Origin of the sequence: Rhizobium rhododendri (assembly GCF_007000325.2) — a bacterium.
In the GTDB taxonomy this organism is placed as follows: Bacteria; Pseudomonadota; Alphaproteobacteria; order Rhizobiales; family Rhizobiaceae; genus Rhizobium; species Rhizobium rhododendri.
Map to the genome: position 1 here is coordinate 1591423 of NZ_CP117267.1, position 18997 is coordinate 1610419.

Below are 18997 nucleotides of genomic sequence, written 5' to 3' on the forward strand. Positions count from 1 at the left end.
GGAAGCCGGCGCGAACAACTGCAAAAGCGTCGCGGCTCTCGCCTTCACAAGGACCCACCACCATCGCCAGGCTACAAGCCATCACCGCCTACGCCACAGATATCGCCCGCGCTGTCGGCTTCCTCAGCCGCATTCGCATGCCGGATGCCGTCTTCCATGGCCATGACGGCAATCTCGGGAAGGTTGCCCGCGCTTTCCCGGCTGCCGGCGCGCTCATCGCGCTCCCCGCAGCCCTGCTGTTCGGCGTGCTCACTGTAGGCGATGTCGATCCGTTGCTGGCTGCGCTTCTGGCGCTCGGCCTGCAGACGCTGCTGTCGGGCGCCCTGCACGAGGATGGCCTCAGCGACGCCGCCGACGGGCTCGGCGGCGGACGCGATGCGGAGCGGGCGCTCGCCATCATGAAGGACAGCCGCATCGGCACCTACGGCGCAGTGGCGCTGATACTCTCCTTCGCCCTGCGCGCCGCAGCCCTTGCCGCCATCGCACGCGGTCTGCCTCCTCTTGCGGCAGCCCTGACGTTGCCCGCAACCGCCGCCCTCAGCCGCGCCGCGCTGGTCTGGCACTGGCACCGTCTTCCGGTCGCAAGGCCCGATGGCGTCGCTGTCGCCGCCGGCCAGCCGGACAGCGAGGCAACCCTCGTAGCGGTCGTAAGCGGCGTGCTGCTCGGCGCGCTGCTGCTCTGGCAGAGCCTGACGACAATCGCCCTTCTCGACGTCATCGGCCTTGGCGTCGTCGTCACCCTGGCATTCACCGCCTATGTCCGGCGCAGGCTTTCCGGCCACACTGGCGACACCATCGGCGCGACACAGCAGATTTGCGAAATCGCCATTCTCTGCGCCCTTGCCATGGCCGTCTGAAACCCCGATATGAAGCCCATGCAAACACCCTGCGTTCTTATCTGCAACATCGACGCCGACAGCGGCTTGTGCGTCGGCTGCGGCCGCACCCTGGCGGAAATCGGCGGCTGGTCGACCTACGACGATGCCGGGCGCCATGAAATCATGGCGAAACTGCCGGACCGGTTGGCCGATCTCGTCCCGCGCCAGGACGCTGCCGAATGAACCGTGTCACCGTCTTCCTCGGCATCCTTGCCATCGGACTGGCACTTTTGGTTTTCAACCATGACAGCGGCACCACCTTCGGCATCGACAACGACGATTTCGGTCGAATCGTCTACCTCCTGCCGATCAGCCTGATGCTGGCGGCCGGTATCTGGGCCAGCCGGCGCACCGTCAGCGAGACCTTGCGCAACCTGTTCATATGGCTGGTCATCCTGCTGGCGCTGGCCACCGCCTATCTCTACCGCTACGACGCGCTGGATGCAGGCAACCGGCTGATGGCCGGCCTCATCCCCGGCCGCGCCTTTGTCGTCACCACCAGCGAAGGCGGCCAGGAAGTCATCCTCCACAAGCTGCTGAACGGCCACTTTTCGGCAGACGTGATGATCGATGGCCACCGCATCAACATGCTCGTCGACACCGGCGCAAGCCTGCTGGCCCTCACCCAGGCCGACGCAAAGCGCATCGGTCTCGACCCGAAGACCATGAACTATTCGATGTCGATCATGACCGCCAACGGCCGGGGCCGTGCCGCGCCCGTGACCCTCAAATCCGTCGGCATCGGCCCCATCGCCCGCCAAGACGTCGCCGCCGCAGTCTCCGAGGACGGCAAGCTGGACCAGAGCCTACTCGGCATGAGCTTCCTCGAAACCTTGGGCTCGATGCAGATGCAAACGGACGAACTGCGGCTTCGGGACTGACGGTGTCCGCCACTAAGTCTCCACGGCTGGATGAGCATCGATATGAAATTCTGGCGGAAATTGCAGCGGTGATTCCCCAAAATTGATGGTTTGCTTTTTGTGCCTATTGGTGGATTTTCTACCGCCTTGTGCCTTCCTCTGTATGTTTTAAGGTGCGCGGGCCAACCCCTGTCGACACTTAGGAAAAATGTTATGAAGCTGCCCGTCGCCGCCTTTGCTCTTGCTCTCACGCTTGGTTCTGGCGCATTTGCGCAAGAGGCCGTTGTGGGTGTTGCCAATCCCGATCAGCTGTTTACCAGCAAAGATCCTGCGCTGAACCACAACAAACAAGTGACCTATAAGATCATCAAGGAACTGCTCGAGGCCAATCAATGGGATCGCGCTGATCAGTATTTGACCGCGCGGTATATTCAGCACAATCCCAATGCAGCGTCTGGGCGTCAGGGTGTGATTGATTATTTCACAAAGGTCCTCAACAAGAAGCCAAGTCCTGTTCCTGAAAAGATGAGCACCAAGATTGTCTCCGTGGTGGCCGAAGGTGATATTGTCACCGTCGCCTATCCGCGCGAGGTCAAGGATGCCAAGGATCCGACAAAGACCTATACCACCACCTGGTTTGACAGCTGGCGTTTTAAAGATGGCAAAGCGGATGAACATTGGGATTCGGCATTGAAACCCTGAGGATCAAGGGGATATCGCATGAATGGGCGATCGACGCTGGTTGGTTCACAGCAACCGCGGATCGTCGAGCATGATCGCATCCGGGGCCAGCTTGCGCAGTTTCTCCAGCCCCTCCGCATCCACCAGTCCCACCGGGAACTGCGGATAGTGCGGTAACGGCACGTTGCGCGGTTGGCCGACCATGATGGCGACCTGCAGGCCGGCTTTGCGGGCCGTGGCGATGCGGTCGGCGCTGGCCTCGCCCTGCCACAGGCGAAACCAGTCCGCTCCGAGGTCAGCGGCTTCCTCAGACGAATCGGCATCGGGCAACAATCCGAGGACCGCCATTTCACAGCCCATGCTTCGGACCTCGGCAATCAGACCCATGCTGCGCAGCCCGAGGATGGCGCGCCGGGATGCCCCGCCGGCCTCGACGGTGCGGACGATCTCGGCGATGTGCGTTCCATCCGTCAATTTCACATCGAGCAGGATGCCGAGCGGTGCAGATGCGGCTATCGCTGCTTCGAGGGTGAGAAGGTCCGGGACGAGGTCTTGCAGCGTTGCGAGATCGAGCGCCTCGACAGAACGGGGGTCGCCGGCGATCCTCTGCATGTCGGCATCGTGCAGGCAGACGAGAGCGCCGTCGGCACTGACGCGGACATCGGTCTCCACCGCATCGGCGCCAGCCTCGCCTGCCAGCGAAAATGTTATCGCGGAGTTTTCAGGACCGAGTGCCGCGCCGCCGCGATGGGCGATGACCAGAGGCCGGCTCCGCCCGGTGTCAATCCAGGATCCGAATGTCATTGTCTGCTCCACCAGCCCATGCCGTTGCAAGACCGCTTTAGGTAGACGGCTTTTGTATCGGCTTTGCGACGGAGGGCGCGTGGGCGGTGGAAAGGCCTAGTTGCGCAGCCGATAGCCCGTTCTGAAGATCCAGTAGACGGTGGCCAGACAGATCGCCAGGAAGAACAGCACCATGCCGAGGCTGACCAGCGGGTTGACGTCGGCGATCCCGTAAAAACTCCAGCGGAAACCGCTGACGAGGTAGAGCACCGGATTGAAATGGCTGACCGCCTGCCAGAAGGGCGGCAGCATGCCGATCGAATAAAAGCTGCCGCCGAGAAAGGTCAGCGGTGGCACGACAAGCATCGGGATAAGGTTGAGCTGCTCGAAGTTCTTCGCCCAGATCCCGATGATGAAGCCGAAGAGGCTGAACGTTACCGCCGTCAACACGAAGAACAGCACCATCATCAACGGATGCTGGATGGTGACGTGCACGAAGAAATTGGCCGTCAGCAGGATGATTGCCCCGATCAGCATTCCCTTGGTGGCCGCCGCCCCGACATAGCCTAGCACGATCTCGGTCATCGCCACCGGCGCCGACAGCACCTCGTAGATGGTGCCGACGAATTTCGGGAAGTAGATGCCGAACGAGCCGTTGGTGATGCACTGGCTGAGCAGCGTCAGCATGATCAGGCCGGGCGTGATGAAGGCACCATAGGAGATGCCCTCGACCTCCTGGATGCGCGAGCCGACGGCCGCCCCGAAGACGATGAAGTAGAGCGACGTCGAGATGACCGGCGACACCACGCTTTGCAGCAGCGTGCGACGCGTGCGGGCCATTTCGAACATGTAGATGGCTTTGACGGCCTCGAAATTCATTGATCGTCTCCGACAAGCTGGACGAAAATATCCTCGAGCGAGCTTTGCCGCGTCGAGAGGTCCTTGAAGGCAATACCGGCAGCGGCAAGGTCGGTCAGCAGCCCGGCGATGTTGCCGTGCCCGTTTTCGGCATCGAGCTCGTGGATGAGCGACAAGCCACCCTCGCCGATTGTCAGCCCACGGCCTTCGAGGCTGGGTGGAAGGACGGCGAGCGGCGTGTCGAGGTCGAGGATGAGCTGCTTTCGGCCGAGCTTGGCCATCAGCGCCGTCTTGTCCTCGACCAGCAGCAGCTTGCCGCCATTGATGACCCCGACGCGATCGGCGATCTCCTCGGCTTCCTCGATATAGTGGGTGGTGAGAATGATGGTGACGCCCGTCTGGCGGAGCTTTTCGACCACCTGCCACATGTCCTTGCGCAGCGTCACGTCGACGCCGGCGGTGGGCTCGTCGAGAAACAGGATCTGCGGCTCGTGGCTCAGCGCCTTGGCAATCAGCACCCGGCGCTTCATGCCGCCGGAGAGCTCGCGCAGCATGTTGTCGCGCTTGTCCCACAGCGACAGGTCGCGCAGCACCTTTTCGATATGGGCGGCGTTGGCCTTCTTGCCGTAGAGGCCGCGCGAAAAGCTCACCGTGTTGAAGACGGTCTCGAACTGGTCGGTGGTCAGTTCCTGCGGCACCAGCCCGATCATCGACCGCGTCGCGCGAAAATCCTTGACGACATCGTGACCGTCGACGAGCACCGTCCCGCCGCTTGGGTTGGCAATGCCGCAGACGATGGAAATCATCGTCGTCTTGCCGGCGCCGTTCGGTCCGAGCAATGCCAGGATCTCGCCCTTCTGGATATCGAGATCGATCCCCTTCAGTGCTTGAAATCCGTTGTCATAGACTTTGGTGAGATTGCGGATGGAGACGATCGGGGGCATGGGCGAGATGGGGCTCTTTGATTATTTTTGCGGCAACAGCCCGCTATATAACCTCGAACCGGAGTTTTGCCAGAGCGCCCCCGGCGAACAATCTATTCGGCAGCAGAGATGACCCGTTACAGGGCTGAGTTGCCGGTCGTTGCCATCCGCCGCGGCATCCTTCTCAGTTGCAGTACCTCCGTCCGCCCTTCCTTTCGCGAAGGTCGAAGTGGAAATGGTTCCAGTGTTCCGGATTACTGCCGGGGCCCATGACGGTGTCGAAATAGTTGCAGCTGTCGGTGCGCACCGCCTTCAGCAACGCGCCTTCGCGGAAGGAAAACAGCCCCTTCTTCCGGATATCGATGGCGTGGCCGTTCTTCAGCACGAACTTGCCCACATCGATGGCGTTCCCGTGCGCATGCTCCGACATCGGGTTGTAGCGTTGCGCGCTGTTGTTCATCCGCCGGCAGGAATAACCGCCGAGCGGGATGATGGTGCCGATCCCGGAAAGATAGCGCAGCCGCGCCGAGGGAGCCAGTTCGTTCTTCACCCATTTGGCAAAGGCCAGCGTCACCTGGCAGTTCAGCGTTACCGCCGGCCGGACGGCGATGTTGCCGGAGAGGCCGCGCAGCGATATCGGATAGGGAACCTGGCAGGCTGGTCCTTGCGAGATCGCCGGCTTGTCCTGGAAGACGACGCCCATCTGGCGCAACTGCTGGCGGCACTGCAGTTCGGAATTGGGCATGGCGGCCGACATCGGCGGTGGCGCTTGTGGCGCCTCGTACTGCGGCTCCGTGGTGGTCATCGGATTTTCCACGCGCGGCAACATCGCCACCTGCTGCCCCTGCAGCCGTGGCGCGGTCGATTGCAAGATCTGCCTCTGGGCGCTGGTGCGAAGCACAGGCCGGTTCGCCTGGACGGGATTATCCGTGCCGATGCCGCTGACGACCGGCTCCTCGGACTGGCCCTCGGCGATGTTCTGCTCTTCCTCCTCGGCCAGCCCGACGACCCGTTGCGGGGTGCCACCGACACCGAGCTCTGCGTCCATATTGATACCTTCGGCAGGCACCGGCGATGAATTCTGCGCGGAACGCTGCGATGCCAAGCCGGTGGACTGCGGCGCCACCATCGCATCCGGCGACTGGGCCGCAGACTGCCTGCCGCTGACATGGCCGACATCGGCAAGGTTTGGCGTGTCGAGGTAATCGACGGAGGCCGAGCTCACCGGCGTCGTCGTGCTCTGGTAGGTGTATTGGCTCGGTGGATTCGTCGGCACGGAGCGGCGCGGCTGGATCGAACCGACACGCGTCTTGTTGTCGATGCCAGACGGCGGGACGAGGCTGTCGGCAGAACAGGCAATCAGTGTCGACGACAGCAAAACGGGCAGCACTGCCCGCCGCAGAAAGGGAAAATACGCCATACACACACCACTTCCGACGCCGCAATCGATCGGCAATCGTGTACAAATTTAAGCAAAATTGGTGAATGAAAGCTTAGCGGCATGAAAGCCGGCGAAATCGGAGGGAAAACTCGCCCCCGGCCCTTTTGCAAACGGCGGCGTTTGCCTTACGGTGCGTCATACATATCAGGCCCGACAGGAGAAGCCGACATGAACGACACCGCCAAGCCGCTGGGCGAACTGACGCTGCGCACCCTGGCGATGCCCGCCGACGCCAATCCGGCCGGCGACATCTTCGGCGGCTGGGTCATGGCGCAGATGGATCTGGCAAGCGGCATACGCGCCGCAGAGCGCGCCAAGGGCCGCGTCGTCACCGCCGCCGTCAAGGAAATGGCCTTCCAGCTGCCAGTGAAGATCGGCGATACGCTGAGCATCTACACCCACATCACCCGCGTCGGAACAACCTCCATCACCCTGCTGATCGAAGCCTGGGCACAGCGGTCGCGCTACCAGAAGATGGAAAAGGTAACCGAAGGCACCTTCATCATGGTGGCACTGGCCGACGACGGAAAGCCGAAAGCCGTTCCGCCGGCGGAGGAATGACGGGAGGCAACCTCACGCCAGGGGCAACTGTGTCGGAAAAACGGGGGTGGACCTGGCCTTCACCAGCCGGGTTATCTGCCGCTGGACCTCATAAAGCGCAAGGCAACAGGCGATCGTCGCCACAACGATCAAAAAGAACGAACCGGTGTCTAGCCCGAAATTTCGCATCCACCAGTAGGCAAAGGCGATCAACACCGTCTGGTGCAGCACGTAGCAGGTCAGCACCGACCTGTTGAGGTAGGTGATCACCGGGTGAGACCGGGTGATCAGGGCGCGACCGTAGCCGAGTATCGCCACCATCGCCGACCACTGGAAGATCGATCGCCCGATACGGTGTATCACAGCCACCCCGAGGCTGCGGGCACCCGGCGGATAGGCCACCAGCAGGCAAGCCAGAATTACCAGCGACACGATGGCGACAAGCGCCGCATGCTTTCGGTAGCGGACTGCGGTCGCCCAGAATTTCTCGTCCTCGGCAATCACATAGCCAAATGCGAAAAGCGAGAAATAGACGATGTGGGCGTACCAGTCCGAGCCCACTTCCATCGTCTCACCGAAGATCGGGAAAAGGGTGAGGCGCAGAACTGCGAGATAGAGGATCGGCCAGACAAGCAGGCCACGGCCTTCCACCAGGCGCCTGAGACCTGCGGTCAGGGGCGAAAGCCAGCCGCGCAGAAACGCCAGGCCCAGGGTCAGGACGACCGTGTAGAGCCAGAGATAGCCAATGAACCAGAGGTGTTGCAGGCTGACCAGCGAGACCGCCTGGCCATCCTGGACCATGATGGTGCCGAACTGGAGATAGATCCCCCAAAAATCCAGATAGGGAAGGTCCGTCGCCGAAGCAGCCTTGAGCGCGAGGTAGATCTGCGGCGGCACCAGCACGAAGATACCGAGCAGCAAGGGCGGAATGAGCTGGAGCGACCGCTTTCTGCGGATATCGGCCGGCGCAAGCCGCTTGGCGAGCGCTGCCGTCGAAATCCCTGACACGAGAAACAGTAGACCGAGGCGCCACGGATGCAAGGCAAGCAGCAGCAGATCGAAGGCCCGGTTCGGAGTGCTGGCCTGCAGCAGCCACGACCTCGTCCCGAAGATAAGTGCGGTATGATAGACCATCAGAAGCGCGAAAAGCACGACGCGGATCACGTCGATGTCGTGTCGGCGCTGTGCCTGCCCATTCCTTCCCATGCCCGCCCCCAAGCGCCAAAAAGACTGACACAACCGCGAGCGTCCAGGCACCCGACAATTCACAATCCAAGGTAAGGACGAGAAGTTAATTAAATCGTAACGGGTGCCATCTGGGATTGCAGGCGGGAGGCCGCACCGCAGCCTCTCACGTTACATGCCTGGATGCAAAACTCACACCCGCAGGAACTGCGAGCCCTTGCCGAAATCCAGCCCGTGAAAGATCTTGGCGTTCAGGTCGCCGGGCGGCACATCGAACTGCTTGTAGAGCATGGCGGCAGCAACTTCGCGGACGTCGGCCGTCGGCATCAGGTCGCGGTCGTCGAGCAGTTGTTGGTCGCCGATACCCGGCCATTTGCCGAGTACCTTGCCGCCTTCGATCGCGCCGCCGGCAAGCAGACAGCATCCGCCGGTGCCGTGGTCCGTTCCCCCGGAGCCGTTCTGGCGGACGGTGCGGCCGAATTCGGTCATCGCCAGCACCACCGTCGTTTTCCAGACGTCCGGCCCCATCGTATCTTTCAGCGTCACGATCGCCTGTGTCAGGTCTCCGGCCGCCTTCTTGAACTGGCTTGCCTGCTGGACATGCGTGTCCCAGCCGTTGATCGAGAAGCTGGCGATCCGATAGTCGCCGCGCAGCATCTTGGCCGCCAGCCCGGCGATATCGGCGATCTGTTCGCCCCGCTTGGCGCCGGGCGGCATGCCCATCTCGGCCGACTGGTCTGCCCGCGTCGCCTCCTCCATGGCCTTGGCAAAGGCCGGGTCGTTGGCATAGAGGCGCTTCAGGAACTGCGCCTCGTCGCCCCCCGTCCCGAGCGTCGAATCCGATGCCCAGACATCAGCGACGTTCGGCCCGGAGAGAATGAGCTCCGTCGAGGTATTGATGTCTATCGCCTTGCGCGCCGTCGAGCGCGGTATCACTGCAAGCGCCCGGTTCAGCCAGCCGGTTTTTTCCTCCGCCACATGGTCGCCGCCCGATTCCAGCATGTCCTGGCCGTCGAAATGGCTGCGCGCATTGCGGTAGGGGGTCGAGACCGCATGGATGAACGCCAGTTCCCTCGCCTTCCACATCGGCATCAGCCCGGCGGCAGCGGGATGAAGCCCGAAAAAGCCGTCGAGGTCGAGAAGCCCCTGGTCCGGCCTGATGGCGATATCCGGTCGCAGTCCCGCAAATGACGTGTCGCCATAGGGCTGAACAAGGTCCAGCCCGTCCATGGCACCGCGCAGGACGATGGTGACGAACCGGTTGTCGCCCGGCATCGCGGCAAAGCTTATCGGCGTGAACACGGGCGCTGCGGCGAGGCAGCAGGCGGAGGCGAGAAAGCTGCGGCGGGAAAGGGACATGATCCTGCTCCTAGCGTCGGTTGAAGTCGGGCGAGGCGAGCACCAGTGTCAGCCCCGTCATCCGGTTGGGTGCCTGCGAGACGACACGGATGGTGTCGTCTCGCGCCGCATCGGCCAGCGTCGTCTTGAGGAACTCGCGCGGATCGTCCTGCTTGCCGTATCGACCGGCGGCACGGCGGGACCATGCCAGCCGCTCCGACAGGGCGCTGGCATTGATCCAGGCGTCGAAACTGTCGGGAAAGCCTGCCGGGCTCGGCGGCTCCCACACCGGCTCCCCCATGCGGCGAAGGGCATAGAGCCCGAGGCCCCGCGGCACATAGAGGGTCGCGTCGAAGGCCGCCTGCTCCTGCTTGCGCCGCTGCGCCTCGGCATCGGCAGCCATATCGCCGGGCGGTGACATCTGTGCGCCTGTGGTACCGCCGCTCATGCCGTTGACCATGGTCGCAACGCCGGCAGCCGTGACCGGCGCAGCCACCACAGGCGCACTTGCCGCGGCTGCCGCAGGCGCCATGGCCGGGGTGCCCGCCGGCGACATCGTCGCGGCGGCTGCTGCCTGTGGCGTTGCATCGGCGACTTCGAGGCTTTGCGGCGGCGGACTGACAGCCACTGGATTGCGCGGCATATTGAGGGCGCGAAGCCCGGCGACGACGAAATCGAACGGCGAACGCGCCTTGGCACCCTCGCCGCTCCAGGCATCGGGATGGTCGAGCATGGTGGCATAGACGGCGGTCAGGTCGCCCTTGGTGTTCTTCCAGCAATCGACCATCACGTCGATCATCGCTTGCGGCGGCTGGTCGGCGACAAAATGCGCGACCAGCTTGCGACAGATATGCTGGGCGGTCTTCGGATGAAGCGCCAGATTATCAAGCATGGCCAGATAGTCGCCTTCGCGACGGACCTTGCCGCCATAGGCCACGCCCAGCACGTCGTGGCTGCCGGGCTCCGACATGCCCGGCTTGAAATCCACCAACACCGCCTGCCGGTCGAGCGCGATACCGGTCAGCACCATGGCGGCCGAGCGCACGTCGGCTTGTGTGTAGCCGCTGCCCGCACCGAGCGTGTGCAGTTCGATCAGTTCGCGCGCGAGATTTTCGTTGAGGCCCTTTTTCTGTTTCAGGCCGGCAGGCGAGTTCGGTCCCAGCGATTGCGACTGGTCGAGATAGATCAACATCGCCGGATGGCGCGTCACCGCTTTCAGAAGCACGGGAAACGGCGCACCGATATTCGGACGGATCGCTTCGGCCTCGAAGAGCGGCACGATCAACCGCATCTGCTGGGTCTTCTGGGCGCTGACGGAAAAATGGTTGACCCAGAAGCTTGCCAGCCGCTCGTAAAAGCCATTCGGCGAGAACACCGCCTGGGCGATGCGCGCGTCCGCGTCGCGCTGGTAGATGGCGTCGAGGCGGTGGTAGACCGCATTCTCCCGCGCCCGTTTGGTCTCATCGGGATCGTTGCCCTTGCGGATCGCCTGCAGCTGGTCGGCGACATCGGCCACCGCCTTGCGACGGGCATCGAGCCCGCCGACGGGAAACAGCGGCGGACTGGCGATACCGTCCCTGATCTGCGCGAGAAGGGCCTGCTTGTCGGCGGGCGGAGGTTCGCCCGGCCGGAGACCGGTGCCAAACCGCAACGCTGCCATTGTCTGGAAAGAAATGCTCATGCCTGCCACCGTTATCGTTCGTTCGGGGATCAAGAACGAGTGACAGGCTGCCAGCCAATTGCGTCCGGAATGTTCGGAAAATGCGGCTTTTTCCAGACATGGACAAGATGTAACCGGACGCGGACGAACCTGTCCGGATGTTAATGCAGGGCGATCAAGGCGAGCAGCGACAGAAGCAGCGCCGGCACCATCACCACGACGCCGAGTTTCAGGAAGGCGAAGGCTCCGACCTGCAGCCCTTCGCGCCGGAGTGCCGTCAGCCACAGGATGGTCGCCAGCGAGCCGGTCACCGACAGGTTGGGGCCGAGATCGACGCCGATCAGGATCGCCCCGGATATGGTATCGGAGGCGTGCGCCGCCTGGACCGCACCGCCCGCAACGAGGCCTGCCGGCAGGTTGTTGACGAGATTGGCGAGGAAGGCGACGGCAACGCCGGCAACCGCCGCCGTCTGGCCCGGTGCCGAGGCTGCGCCCGCCGAAAGCTGGTCGGCCAGCATCTTGGTCAGCCCGGTCTTCTCCAGCGCCTGGACGACGACAAAAAGCCCGCCCACCAGCGGCAACACGCTCCAAGACATCGCGCGCAACGTCTCCATCGGGCTTTCCCGGCCGACAACCACGATCAGCGCTGCCGTCACGAGACCGCAAACGAAAGTCGGCAATCCGAGGTCGAGACCGAATGCCGAGGCGCCGATCAGGATCAGCGCGGTGACGACGAGACCGGCACCGGCAAGCTTTGCCGTCGGCGTCAGATGCGGCGCCTCGACGTCGCTGGCAACGCTGTCCTGCAACAACACGCGGCGCTGCGTCCAGTAGAGAAGCACGTATGTGGAGACGACGGCAGCGATCGACGGCAGCGCGAAGGTCGCAAGCCAGCGCCCGAGCGGCGGCATGTGACCCCCCCCGAAAATCACCAGGTTGGCAGGGTTGGAGATCGGCAGCACAAAGCTCGCGGCGTTGGCGATGAACGCGCAGATGAACAAGTAGGGCAGCGGCTCCTTGACCTTGGCGGCCTTGGTCGCCGCATAGACGGCCGGCGTCAGCACCACGGCAGTCGCATCGTTGGACAGGAACACGGTGACGACGGTGCCGACGATGTAGATCAGCGCGAACAGCCGGATTGGCGAACCCTTCGCGCGACTGGTGGCGATGGCGGCCAGCCAGTCGAACAGTCCTTCGCGACGTGCGAGTTCGGAGAGCAGCATCATGCCGACCAGGAACAGGTAGACGTCCAGCCCCTTGCCGACGCCCTGCCATGCTTCCGGCAGCGTCAGCAGCCCAAGGGCAACCAGCAGCACGGCGCCGGCCACGGCCCATACGGCCTCAGGCCAGCGAAACGGTCGAGTGATGACGCCAAGCGCGGTCAGGGCGGCGATGCCCCACGTCAGGGGAACGGCGTGGCTCATCATAGGCTCGGGCCCATCCTCAGAGCTGCCTGCATGTCTTGCCTCCTGGTTTCACGACCAAATCATTGTGTTGAATGTCATAGTTGGCGTCGGGCCGGACAACGGTGCCGACAGCGCCGACCCTTTACGTCACGAGCCCTCACCGGATCACCAAGGCATCGGGATGAAGACTGCCGGACACCGGGTTCACTCAGTTATTTGGGAGGTGTCGGCTGCGTCCGGGAGCTGGTTGCGCACAGATCGTCCGCAATGAACGTAGGGCCGCTTGGTCGACCACACGGCCGGTCGGCGCCAAGGGCTTTCACCCGGGATCAAATAAAAGGGCCTGGCGCTGGATAAGGCGATTACTCCGCAGCTTTTTTCTTTGCCGGCTTTTTCTTGGGTGCCGCTGCGGCGGCAATTTTGGCGTCCTCTTCTTCCTTGGCAAGGCGGAGGGCGCGCAGTCGGGTGGTCTTGGCTTCGCGGGCGCTGTCGCGCGCGTCGATCAGCGTGTAGGCCGCCTCGTTGGTCGCGTCGATCTTGGTTATCGCGGTTGGTCTTTTTGTCGGCGCGTCGGTCATGGGGTCGGTCTCCGCGTTCTGCTCACAGCCAAACCGGGGCATGAAAATCATCACCCCGGCCGCTATCCAATTGACTCGTCTGCCGTTCCGTGCGGTAACGAACAGACCTAACTATATAAGCGCAATCAACACTAAGCGGCCTCCGAGGTCAATCGATGGCGCTGCGGATAATCATTCATGAACAATAACTGGCTGGCAATCTCGTTGCCATCTTTTATACTCTTCGACATCAAGACTGTCGTTTGCGTTGAACTGGAACTGAGCTGACGATGAGCGATGACACACCCATCCGTACGCCATTCGATGCGATCGACCTGGACCATCTTCGCCGTCTGGAGGCGCTGGAGGCCTACGACATCCTGGATACCGCGCCCGAGCCGGAATTCGACGATATCGTCTACATCGCCTCTACCGTCTGCAATACCCCGGTATCGCTGGTCAGCCTCGTCGAGGCCGATAGGCAGTGGTTCAAGGCACGGATCGGTTTCGAGCCCGGCGAAACGCCGATCGACCAGTCGGTGTGCGCCCATGCGCTGACGTCGCCGGAACTGCTGGTCATTCCCGACCTCACCCTGGATCCGCGCACCCGGCACAATACGCTCGTTACCCAATCGCCTTTCATCCGCTTTTATGCCGGAGCGCCGCTCATCGTGCCCGGTGGCGCCGTGATCGGCACGCTCTGCGTCATCGATACGGTGCCACGCCCGGAAGGGCTGGACGAAAACCAGCAGAACCTCCTGCGGGCACTGGCGCGCCAGGTGGTGGCCTTCATGGAAACGCGACGCGTATCCCACCGCAAGGACGAACTCTTCCAGCGCCAGAAACGTCTCGCCGCCAGCATCCGCAACAGTGCCAACAAGAACGTCGCCGCCCAGCAGGCCGGACGCATCGGCACCTTTGAAATCGATATCGCCACAAGCCAGGTGCGCGCCTCCGACGAGTTTTGCCGCATCTTCGACGTCCCCCCCGCCGACACCCATCCGACCGCGCTGTTCGAGTCCATGGTCGTGCCGGAAGATCGCCATATCCAATCGAATGAGGCGACCCGCAGGAATGGCGCGGCGCCTGTCGAAGTCGAATACCGGATCCAGACGGCAAACCATGGGACACGGTGGATTTCCCGCCACGCCAAATACCAGTACGACGAAAATGGCAAGCCGATCACCATGTTCGGCATGGTGCAGGACATCACGTCAATAAAACGGGATGCGGCACGCGTCCAGGCGTTGCTCGATCTCGGCGACCGCCTGCGCGAACTCGACGATATCGAGTCCATGGCACTGGCTGCCTCCGACTTGATGGCCAAGGCCCTAGACGCCAGCCGTGCGGGTTTCGGGCTCGTCGACGTCGCCGCTGAAACCCTGATGATCCAGCCGGAATGGCGCGCGCCCGGCGTCGCAAGCCTCGCTGGTCTCCACCATTTCCGCGACTACGGTGATTTCGTCGATGAGCTGAAGGCCGGCCAGACTGTCATCATTACCGACGTCGCGACCGACCCGCGCACTCGCCACAGGGCAGAGGCGCTGCTCGCTATCGGCATCCACGTCCTCGTCAACCTGCCGGTCTTCGACCACGGGCAATTCAAGCTGGCGGTCTTCGTCCACCACGACAGACCGCATGACTGGACGCAGCAGGAAATCGACTTCGTGCGGAGCTTCGGCGACCGCATGCATCTCGCCATCGCCAGGCTCCAGGCGGAGGCCGACCAGGATGTGCTGAACCGGGAGATCGGTCATCGCCTGAAGAACACCTTTGCCATGGTCCAGGCAATCGCCTCGCAGACCCTGCGGCCGATCATCGAGCAGGAGCATGTGCGCAATTTCGAGCGCCGGCTATACGCTCTTAGCTCCGCCCACGATTCGCTTATCACCCAGGACAGCGACGGGGCGGACATCGGCGCAGTCCTCATGCGGACTGCCGAAACCCTCGGTGTCACCGAACGGATCGACGTGCACGGGCCGTCCATCAATTTCGGTCCTCGCAGCACTCTGTCGGTGTCGCTGCTGTTCCACGAGCTGGTGACCAACGCCATGAAGTACGGTGCCCTTTCGAACGAGGACGGCCGTGTCGCGGTCGAGTGGCAGGTGCTCGAGAGCAACGGCAACCGCGTGCTGACGATGCGGTGGACGGAGAGTGGCGGCCCGCCGGTGACAGAGCCTACACGCACCGGTTTTGGTTCAAGGCTGATTAAACGCGGCTTCATGGGAACAGGCGGCGTTACGCAGAGTTACTCAAGCCTGGGCTACTCGGTCGAAATGACCGCCGCGCTTTCACAGCTCCAAAGGGCGAACTGACAGATGGCAGAGACATCGCCGACCAAGAAAATCGTTCTCGTCGTCGAGGATGAACCGCTTTTGCGGATGATGGCGGCAGATCTGGTTGAGCGGGCCGGCTTCGAAGTGATCGAGGCGACCGATGCAGACGAGGCGGTGCATATCCTCGAAACCAGGACCGACATCCGCATCGTTTTTACGGATATCGACATGCCGGGTAGCATGAATGGGATGTTGCTTGCCGCCGCCATCCGCGACCGCTGGCCTCCGATCGACATTATCATCACCTCCGGCCATGCCACTGCCGAAGAGGTCATGATGCCGGCACGCAGCATCTTCTTCTCAAAGCCCTACGACACGACCAAGCTTACCGCGACGCTGCACGCGCTGGCGGCCCGCGTCTACTAGTCTCAGCCGCCAGTGGTGTGCCCGCACCATTATCGTTCAGACATGGCGCCGTGTCACAAACCGGCAGCGGGCTCTTGCAGCAGGCATTGCTCCTTCATACCTTAAGGTCCGGGATCTGACCGACCGCGCAGCGTCGTCGTGCTCCCCCGACCAACAGACTGCCGCGAGGATAAGCCCGTGCCAATTGAAAAACTCCTGCCATCCATAGTCGCCCTACGCTCCAGCATCGCCGAGGACGCCTTCACCGCCTCGACGCTTGGAACCATCCGCGAGGGCAGCGGCGTCGTCATTCGCGACAACGGCCTGGTGCTGACGATCGGCTATCTCATCACCGAGGCGGAAGAGGTCTGGTTGACGCGCAGGGACGGCAAGGTCGTCCCTGCGCACGCCCTCGCCTTCGATCAGGAGACCGGCTTCGGGCTCGTCCAGGCGCTCGGCCCTCTCGACGTACCGGCGCTGCCGATCGGCGATGCGACCGCCACGCAGCTCGGAGATGCGGTCGTGCTCGCAGATGGCCTCGGCAATGCGGTGTCGTCGAAAATCGTCGCCAAGCAGGAATTCGCCGGCTACTGGGAATATCTCCTCGACGAAGCGATCTTCATCTCGCCGGCTCACCCATCCTGGGGCGGCGCTGCCCTGATCGACGAACACGGCAAACTGCTCGGCATCGGCTCTCTGCGGCTGCAGATGAGCCAAGGCGGCAAGGTCGCCGATATCAACATGGTCGTGCCGATCAACCTCCTGGAGCCGATACTCGACGACCTGCTGCACCGCGGCCAGATCGATAAGCCCCCACGTCCATGGCTGGGCGCTTTTTCGGCCGAGAACAACGGTGAAGTCGTGGTGATGAATGTGGCTCCAGGCGGACCGGCTGCGGAAGCAGGCCTGCGTCCCGGCGACATCATCTCGGAAATCCGCGATGCGGAAGTCGATGGGCTGGCAGATTTCTATCGTCAGGTCTGGAACAGCGGACCGGCTGGCGCCGAGATCCCGATGCGCGTGCTGCGCGACGGCCGCGAAGCCTGGCTGCGTGTAAAATCCGCGGATCGCGGCAGCTTTCTCAAGAAGCCGCAGATGCAATAGGCAGATAAACGTCGGCAGCGATCACAGGACCGCTGCCGACATCGTTTTCGTCAGTTGAATTTTCCGCGCCTGGATTTCTTGGCGAGCCGCAGGACATGGTCGTCGGCGATGTCGGCGAGAATGACCGCCACTTCCATCTCACGCCAGCCTGCAGCACTTGCCTCGGCAACGAGGCGCGCAAAAGCGATCTCCATCGCGCTCGCGCAATCGGTCGCGCGTTCGTGATCTTCTTCTGTGGGTTTGGGCGAAATTTGACTATCCATAACTCTACCATGACGCGAAACGGATTGAATGTGAAGTCCCGTTGACTTGATGTCAGACCATATAACCTATCCGTGTGTCATTCTGGGGCCCATTTTTGGGTTCACTTTTTATGCTGCCTCCATGACCCTTCGGCTGTGGCCACCTGTAAAATGAGTTCAGCAGGGAACCATTATTACTACCGTGTGTTGGTTGCCGCTTTACAAGAGACAGCAAATATATAATTCGCTGAAACTCTTGAGCCATCAACGCCATCGGCTGGTGCAGCCACGGCCCATCCGGAGGTGCGAATGCAGCCATCATCGAAAACTGGCCTGTCCGGCCGCTCGCTCGTCGCGCTGGCGTTTCTCAATTTTTTCCTCGCAGATGCCCGCGATGGGCTCGGGCCCTTTCTCGACGGGTTCCTTGCGACCAACGGCTGGAGCCCCATGACGCTGGGGTTCATCGCCACCCTCGGCGGCATCCTCGGCATGGTGGCAACGCCGTTGTTCGGCGCCTGGGTGGATGCATCCAGCCACAAGCGGATGCTGATCATCCTGCCCGTCGTGCTGATCAATGCAGCCGCCGTGTGGACGCTGGTCAGTCCCGGTGATTTTTCGGTGTTCGGCGGCCAGTCGGCCACCGCGGTCGTCGGTGCCATCGTCGGCCCGGCGCTGATGGGACTGACGCTCGGTCTGGTCGGCCAGAGGGCGTTTTCACGCCAGGTGTCGCGCAACGAGTTCTGGAACCACGCCGGCAACGTCGTATCGCTCGCCGGCGTCTATGCAGCCTCGGTGTTCTTCGGCCTCACAGGCATCATCGTGCTGATGGTCGTCACGGCGGTAGCAACCATCATCGCGGTGCTGGCGATCGACCCGGATAAGATCGACAACAGGGTTGCCCGTGGCCTTGGCTCGGAAGACGGCGACGGCAAGGACCAGCCCTCCGGCTACAATGTTCTCATTGGCACCAAGGGGCTAGTGCTGCTGGCGGTGACATTGCTGGTCTTCCATTTCGGCAATGCGCCGATCAGCCGCCTGATTGCCCAGGACTTCTCGCTGCAGCTCGGCACCCCTTTCCGCACCACGGCGATCACTACGGGCGTCTCGCAACTGTCGATGATCGTCATGGCGCTCGCCGCACCGTTTCTGATCCGTCGCTTCGGCCTTGCCACGGTATTCATCCTTGCTCTCTGCGCCCTCCCCATTCGCGGCGCCATCGCCGGCAGTTTCCACGAATTCGCCGTCATCTTCCCGGTCCAGGTGCTGGACGGCATCGGCGCCGGGCTGATCGGCATCGCCACGCCCATCGCTGCGGAGCGCATCCTGTCCGGTAGCGGGCGCTTCAATGTCGGCCTTGCCGCCGTCATGACGGTCCAGGGCATCGGCGCCTCGCTCAGCAACGTCGTCGCCGGCTGGCTGACATCAGAGGGCGGCTATCCGCTGGCCTATTGGGTGCATGGCGGCGTTGCGGCGATTGCTCTTGCGATCTTCATCTACGGTCGCCACAGCATTGCGCCGGAAACACGGGACCGCCGTGGAGTGACAGACGGCGCCACCGCATAGCCTCGCCCTTGACTTCGCAGGCCAACAAGAACATTTTGAGAACAAATTAAAGGGCATACATCATGGCGGCGGAAAAATTCATCATCATTCCATACAAGAAGGTCCGCAATGGCCTGGCTCCCGGCGAAATGCGCCAGGCTTCCAACGCCGCCAGCGCGGAAAAGATCGCGGCTGCCATGTCTGAGCGCTTCGTCGGTGTTGCCGCCTATGCCGTCACCGTCGACGAGGAGACCGGTGACATGACCTCGCCGCGCCTGCTGGCAAAGCACGGGGACATCGCCGAACTCAACCCGTAAT

At 62.6% G+C, this 18997-nt stretch carries 20 protein-coding genes; 10 read left to right on the forward strand and 10 right to left on the reverse strand.

Annotated elements, in window-relative coordinates; all coding sequences use genetic code 11:
- Positions 1-137: 137 nt before the first annotated feature.
- The 4 genes from PR018_RS07850 (at position 138) to PR018_RS07865 (ending at position 2440) form a co-directional block, all read left to right on the forward strand.
- Entirely contained in the window at positions 138-857 is a 720-nt protein-coding gene (locus PR018_RS07850; RefSeq protein ID WP_244615251.1) for an adenosylcobinamide-GDP ribazoletransferase, read from the forward strand.
- An 18-nt stretch (positions 858-875) separates the two neighbouring features.
- A complete protein-coding gene (locus PR018_RS07855) occupies positions 876-1061 on the forward strand; it encodes a DUF1289 domain-containing protein (protein WP_142822994.1) in 186 nt (61 codons plus the stop codon).
- Entirely contained in the window at positions 1058-1759 is a 702-nt protein-coding gene (locus PR018_RS07860; RefSeq protein WP_142829165.1) for a retropepsin-like aspartic protease family protein, read from the forward strand. Before PR018_RS07855 ends, PR018_RS07860 begins: the two co-directional genes overlap by 4 nt.
- 192 nt (positions 1760-1951) lie before the next feature.
- Complete coding sequence (locus tag PR018_RS07865; protein WP_142822998.1) at positions 1952-2440, forward strand: nuclear transport factor 2 family protein; 489 nt, start codon at positions 1952-1954, stop codon at positions 2438-2440.
- A gap of 45 nt (positions 2441-2485) precedes the next feature.
- On the opposite strand, the gene PR018_RS07870 is transcribed toward PR018_RS07865, so the two are convergent.
- From PR018_RS07870 to PR018_RS07885, 4 genes are all read right to left on the reverse strand, one after another.
- Positions 2486-3223, reverse strand: a complete 738-nt coding sequence (locus PR018_RS07870; RefSeq protein WP_142823000.1) for a glycerophosphodiester phosphodiesterase — start codon at positions 3221-3223, stop codon at positions 2486-2488.
- A gap of 96 nt (positions 3224-3319) precedes the next feature.
- The gene (locus PR018_RS07875) at positions 3320-4081 is read right to left on the reverse strand and encodes an ABC transporter permease (protein ID WP_111221792.1); all 762 of its coding nucleotides are present in this window, start codon (positions 4079-4081) and stop codon (positions 3320-3322) included.
- On the reverse strand, positions 4078-5004 hold the full coding sequence (locus tag PR018_RS07880) for an ABC transporter ATP-binding protein (RefSeq protein WP_142823002.1): 927 nt from the start codon (positions 5002-5004) through the stop codon (positions 4078-4080). Before PR018_RS07880 ends, PR018_RS07875 begins: the two co-directional genes overlap by 4 nt.
- Positions 5005-5167: 163 nt before the next feature.
- Positions 5168-6403: an extensin-like domain-containing protein gene (locus PR018_RS07885; RefSeq protein WP_142823004.1), complete on the reverse strand. Its 1236-nt coding sequence runs from the start codon at positions 6401-6403 to the stop codon at positions 5168-5170.
- A gap of 189 nt (positions 6404-6592) precedes the next feature.
- Between PR018_RS07885 and PR018_RS07890 the strand changes: the two genes are divergently transcribed.
- Positions 6593-6985 (forward strand): acyl-CoA thioesterase, encoded by a 393-nt coding sequence (locus tag PR018_RS07890; protein WP_111221789.1) that lies wholly within the window; start codon positions 6593-6595, stop codon positions 6983-6985.
- A gap of 12 nt (positions 6986-6997) precedes the next feature.
- Here PR018_RS07890 and PR018_RS07895 read toward each other — a convergent pair whose 3' ends face one another.
- From PR018_RS07895 to PR018_RS07915, 5 genes are all read right to left on the reverse strand, one after another.
- Entirely contained in the window at positions 6998-8170 is a 1173-nt protein-coding gene (locus PR018_RS07895; protein WP_142823006.1) for an acyltransferase family protein, read from the reverse strand.
- Positions 8171-8341: 171 nt separating this feature from the next.
- Complete coding sequence (locus PR018_RS07900) at positions 8342-9508, reverse strand: DUF1501 domain-containing protein (RefSeq protein ID WP_142823008.1); 1167 nt, start codon at positions 9506-9508, stop codon at positions 8342-8344.
- Positions 9509-9518: 10 nt separating this feature from the next.
- Positions 9519-11168: a DUF1800 domain-containing protein gene (locus tag PR018_RS07905; RefSeq protein ID WP_142823010.1), complete on the reverse strand. Its 1650-nt coding sequence runs from the start codon at positions 11166-11168 to the stop codon at positions 9519-9521.
- 140 nt (positions 11169-11308) lie between these two features.
- Positions 11309-12574 (reverse strand): arsenic transporter, encoded by a 1266-nt coding sequence (locus PR018_RS07910; protein WP_425064155.1) that lies wholly within the window; start codon positions 12572-12574, stop codon positions 11309-11311.
- 341 nt (positions 12575-12915) lie between these two features.
- A complete protein-coding gene (locus PR018_RS07915) occupies positions 12916-13131 on the reverse strand; it encodes a hypothetical protein (RefSeq protein ID WP_142823014.1) in 216 nt (71 codons plus the stop codon).
- A gap of 269 nt (positions 13132-13400) precedes the next feature.
- Here PR018_RS07915 and PR018_RS07920 point away from each other — a divergent pair, with 269 nt between their 5' ends.
- The 3 genes from PR018_RS07920 to PR018_RS07930 all read left to right on the forward strand — a co-directional run bounded on the left by PR018_RS07920 (position 13401) and on the right by PR018_RS07930 (position 16895).
- Positions 13401-15425, forward strand: coding sequence for a GAF domain-containing protein (locus PR018_RS07920; protein WP_142823015.1), 2025 nt, complete (start codon positions 13401-13403; stop codon positions 15423-15425).
- Between the two features lie 3 nt (positions 15426-15428).
- Positions 15429-15812, forward strand: a complete 384-nt coding sequence (locus PR018_RS07925; RefSeq protein WP_142823016.1) for a response regulator — start codon at positions 15429-15431, stop codon at positions 15810-15812.
- A gap of 177 nt (positions 15813-15989) precedes the next feature.
- Positions 15990-16895, forward strand: coding sequence for a S1C family serine protease (locus PR018_RS07930; RefSeq protein WP_142823017.1), 906 nt, complete (start codon positions 15990-15992; stop codon positions 16893-16895).
- A 50-nt stretch (positions 16896-16945) separates the two neighbouring features.
- Here the strand turns inward: PR018_RS07930 and PR018_RS07935 are convergent, their stop codons facing one another.
- Positions 16946-17158: a hypothetical protein gene (locus PR018_RS07935; protein ID WP_142823018.1), complete on the reverse strand. Its 213-nt coding sequence runs from the start codon at positions 17156-17158 to the stop codon at positions 16946-16948.
- A 288-nt stretch (positions 17159-17446) separates the two neighbouring features.
- Here PR018_RS07935 and PR018_RS07940 point away from each other — a divergent pair, with 288 nt between their 5' ends.
- Positions 17447-18700: an MFS transporter gene (locus PR018_RS07940; RefSeq protein ID WP_142823019.1), complete on the forward strand. Its 1254-nt coding sequence runs from the start codon at positions 17447-17449 to the stop codon at positions 18698-18700.
- Between the two features lie 59 nt (positions 18701-18759).
- Complete coding sequence (locus PR018_RS07945) at positions 18760-18996, forward strand: hypothetical protein (RefSeq protein ID WP_111221779.1); 237 nt, start codon at positions 18760-18762, stop codon at positions 18994-18996.
- Position 18997: the final 1 nt, after the last annotated feature.

Coding starts and splice junctions, on each gene's coding strand:
- PR018_RS07875 (WP_111221792.1), bottom strand. CDS start 4,081: ATGAATTTCGAGGCCGTCAAAGCCATCTACATGTTCGAAATGGCCCGC.
- PR018_RS07885 (WP_142823004.1), bottom strand. CDS start 6,403: ATGGCGTATTTTCCCTTTCTGCGGCGGGCAGTGCTGCCCGTTTTGCTG.
- PR018_RS07865 (WP_142822998.1), top strand. CDS start 1,952: ATGAAGCTGCCCGTCGCCGCCTTTGCTCTTGCTCTCACGCTTGGTTCT.
- PR018_RS07900 (WP_142823008.1), bottom strand. CDS start 9,508: ATGTCCCTTTCCCGCCGCAGCTTTCTCGCCTCCGCCTGCTGCCTCGCC.
- PR018_RS07940 (WP_142823019.1), top strand. CDS start 17,447: ATGCAGCCATCATCGAAAACTGGCCTGTCCGGCCGCTCGCTCGTCGCG.
- PR018_RS07935 (WP_142823018.1), bottom strand. CDS start 17,158: ATGGATAGTCAAATTTCGCCCAAACCCACAGAAGAAGATCACGAACGC.
- PR018_RS07855 (WP_142822994.1), top strand. CDS start 876: ATGCAAACACCCTGCGTTCTTATCTGCAACATCGACGCCGACAGCGGC.
- PR018_RS07910 (WP_425064155.1), bottom strand. CDS start 12,574: ATGATGAGCCACGCCGTTCCCCTGACGTGGGGCATCGCCGCCCTGACC.
- PR018_RS07895 (WP_142823006.1), bottom strand. CDS start 8,170: ATGGGAAGGAATGGGCAGGCACAGCGCCGACACGACATCGACGTGATC.
- PR018_RS07860 (WP_142829165.1), top strand. CDS start 1,058: ATGAACCGTGTCACCGTCTTCCTCGGCATCCTTGCCATCGGACTGGCA.
- PR018_RS07890 (WP_111221789.1), top strand. CDS start 6,593: ATGAACGACACCGCCAAGCCGCTGGGCGAACTGACGCTGCGCACCCTG.
- PR018_RS07925 (WP_142823016.1), top strand. CDS start 15,429: ATGGCAGAGACATCGCCGACCAAGAAAATCGTTCTCGTCGTCGAGGAT.
- PR018_RS07915 (WP_142823014.1), bottom strand. CDS start 13,131: ATGACCGACGCGCCGACAAAAAGACCAACCGCGATAACCAAGATCGAC.
- PR018_RS07920 (WP_142823015.1), top strand. CDS start 13,401: ATGAGCGATGACACACCCATCCGTACGCCATTCGATGCGATCGACCTG.
- PR018_RS07850 (WP_244615251.1), top strand. CDS start 138: ATGCCGGATGCCGTCTTCCATGGCCATGACGGCAATCTCGGGAAGGTT.
- PR018_RS07880 (WP_142823002.1), bottom strand. CDS start 5,004: ATGCCCCCGATCGTCTCCATCCGCAATCTCACCAAAGTCTATGACAAC.
- PR018_RS07905 (WP_142823010.1), bottom strand. CDS start 11,168: ATGAGCATTTCTTTCCAGACAATGGCAGCGTTGCGGTTTGGCACCGGT.
- PR018_RS07870 (WP_142823000.1), bottom strand. CDS start 3,223: ATGACATTCGGATCCTGGATTGACACCGGGCGGAGCCGGCCTCTGGTC.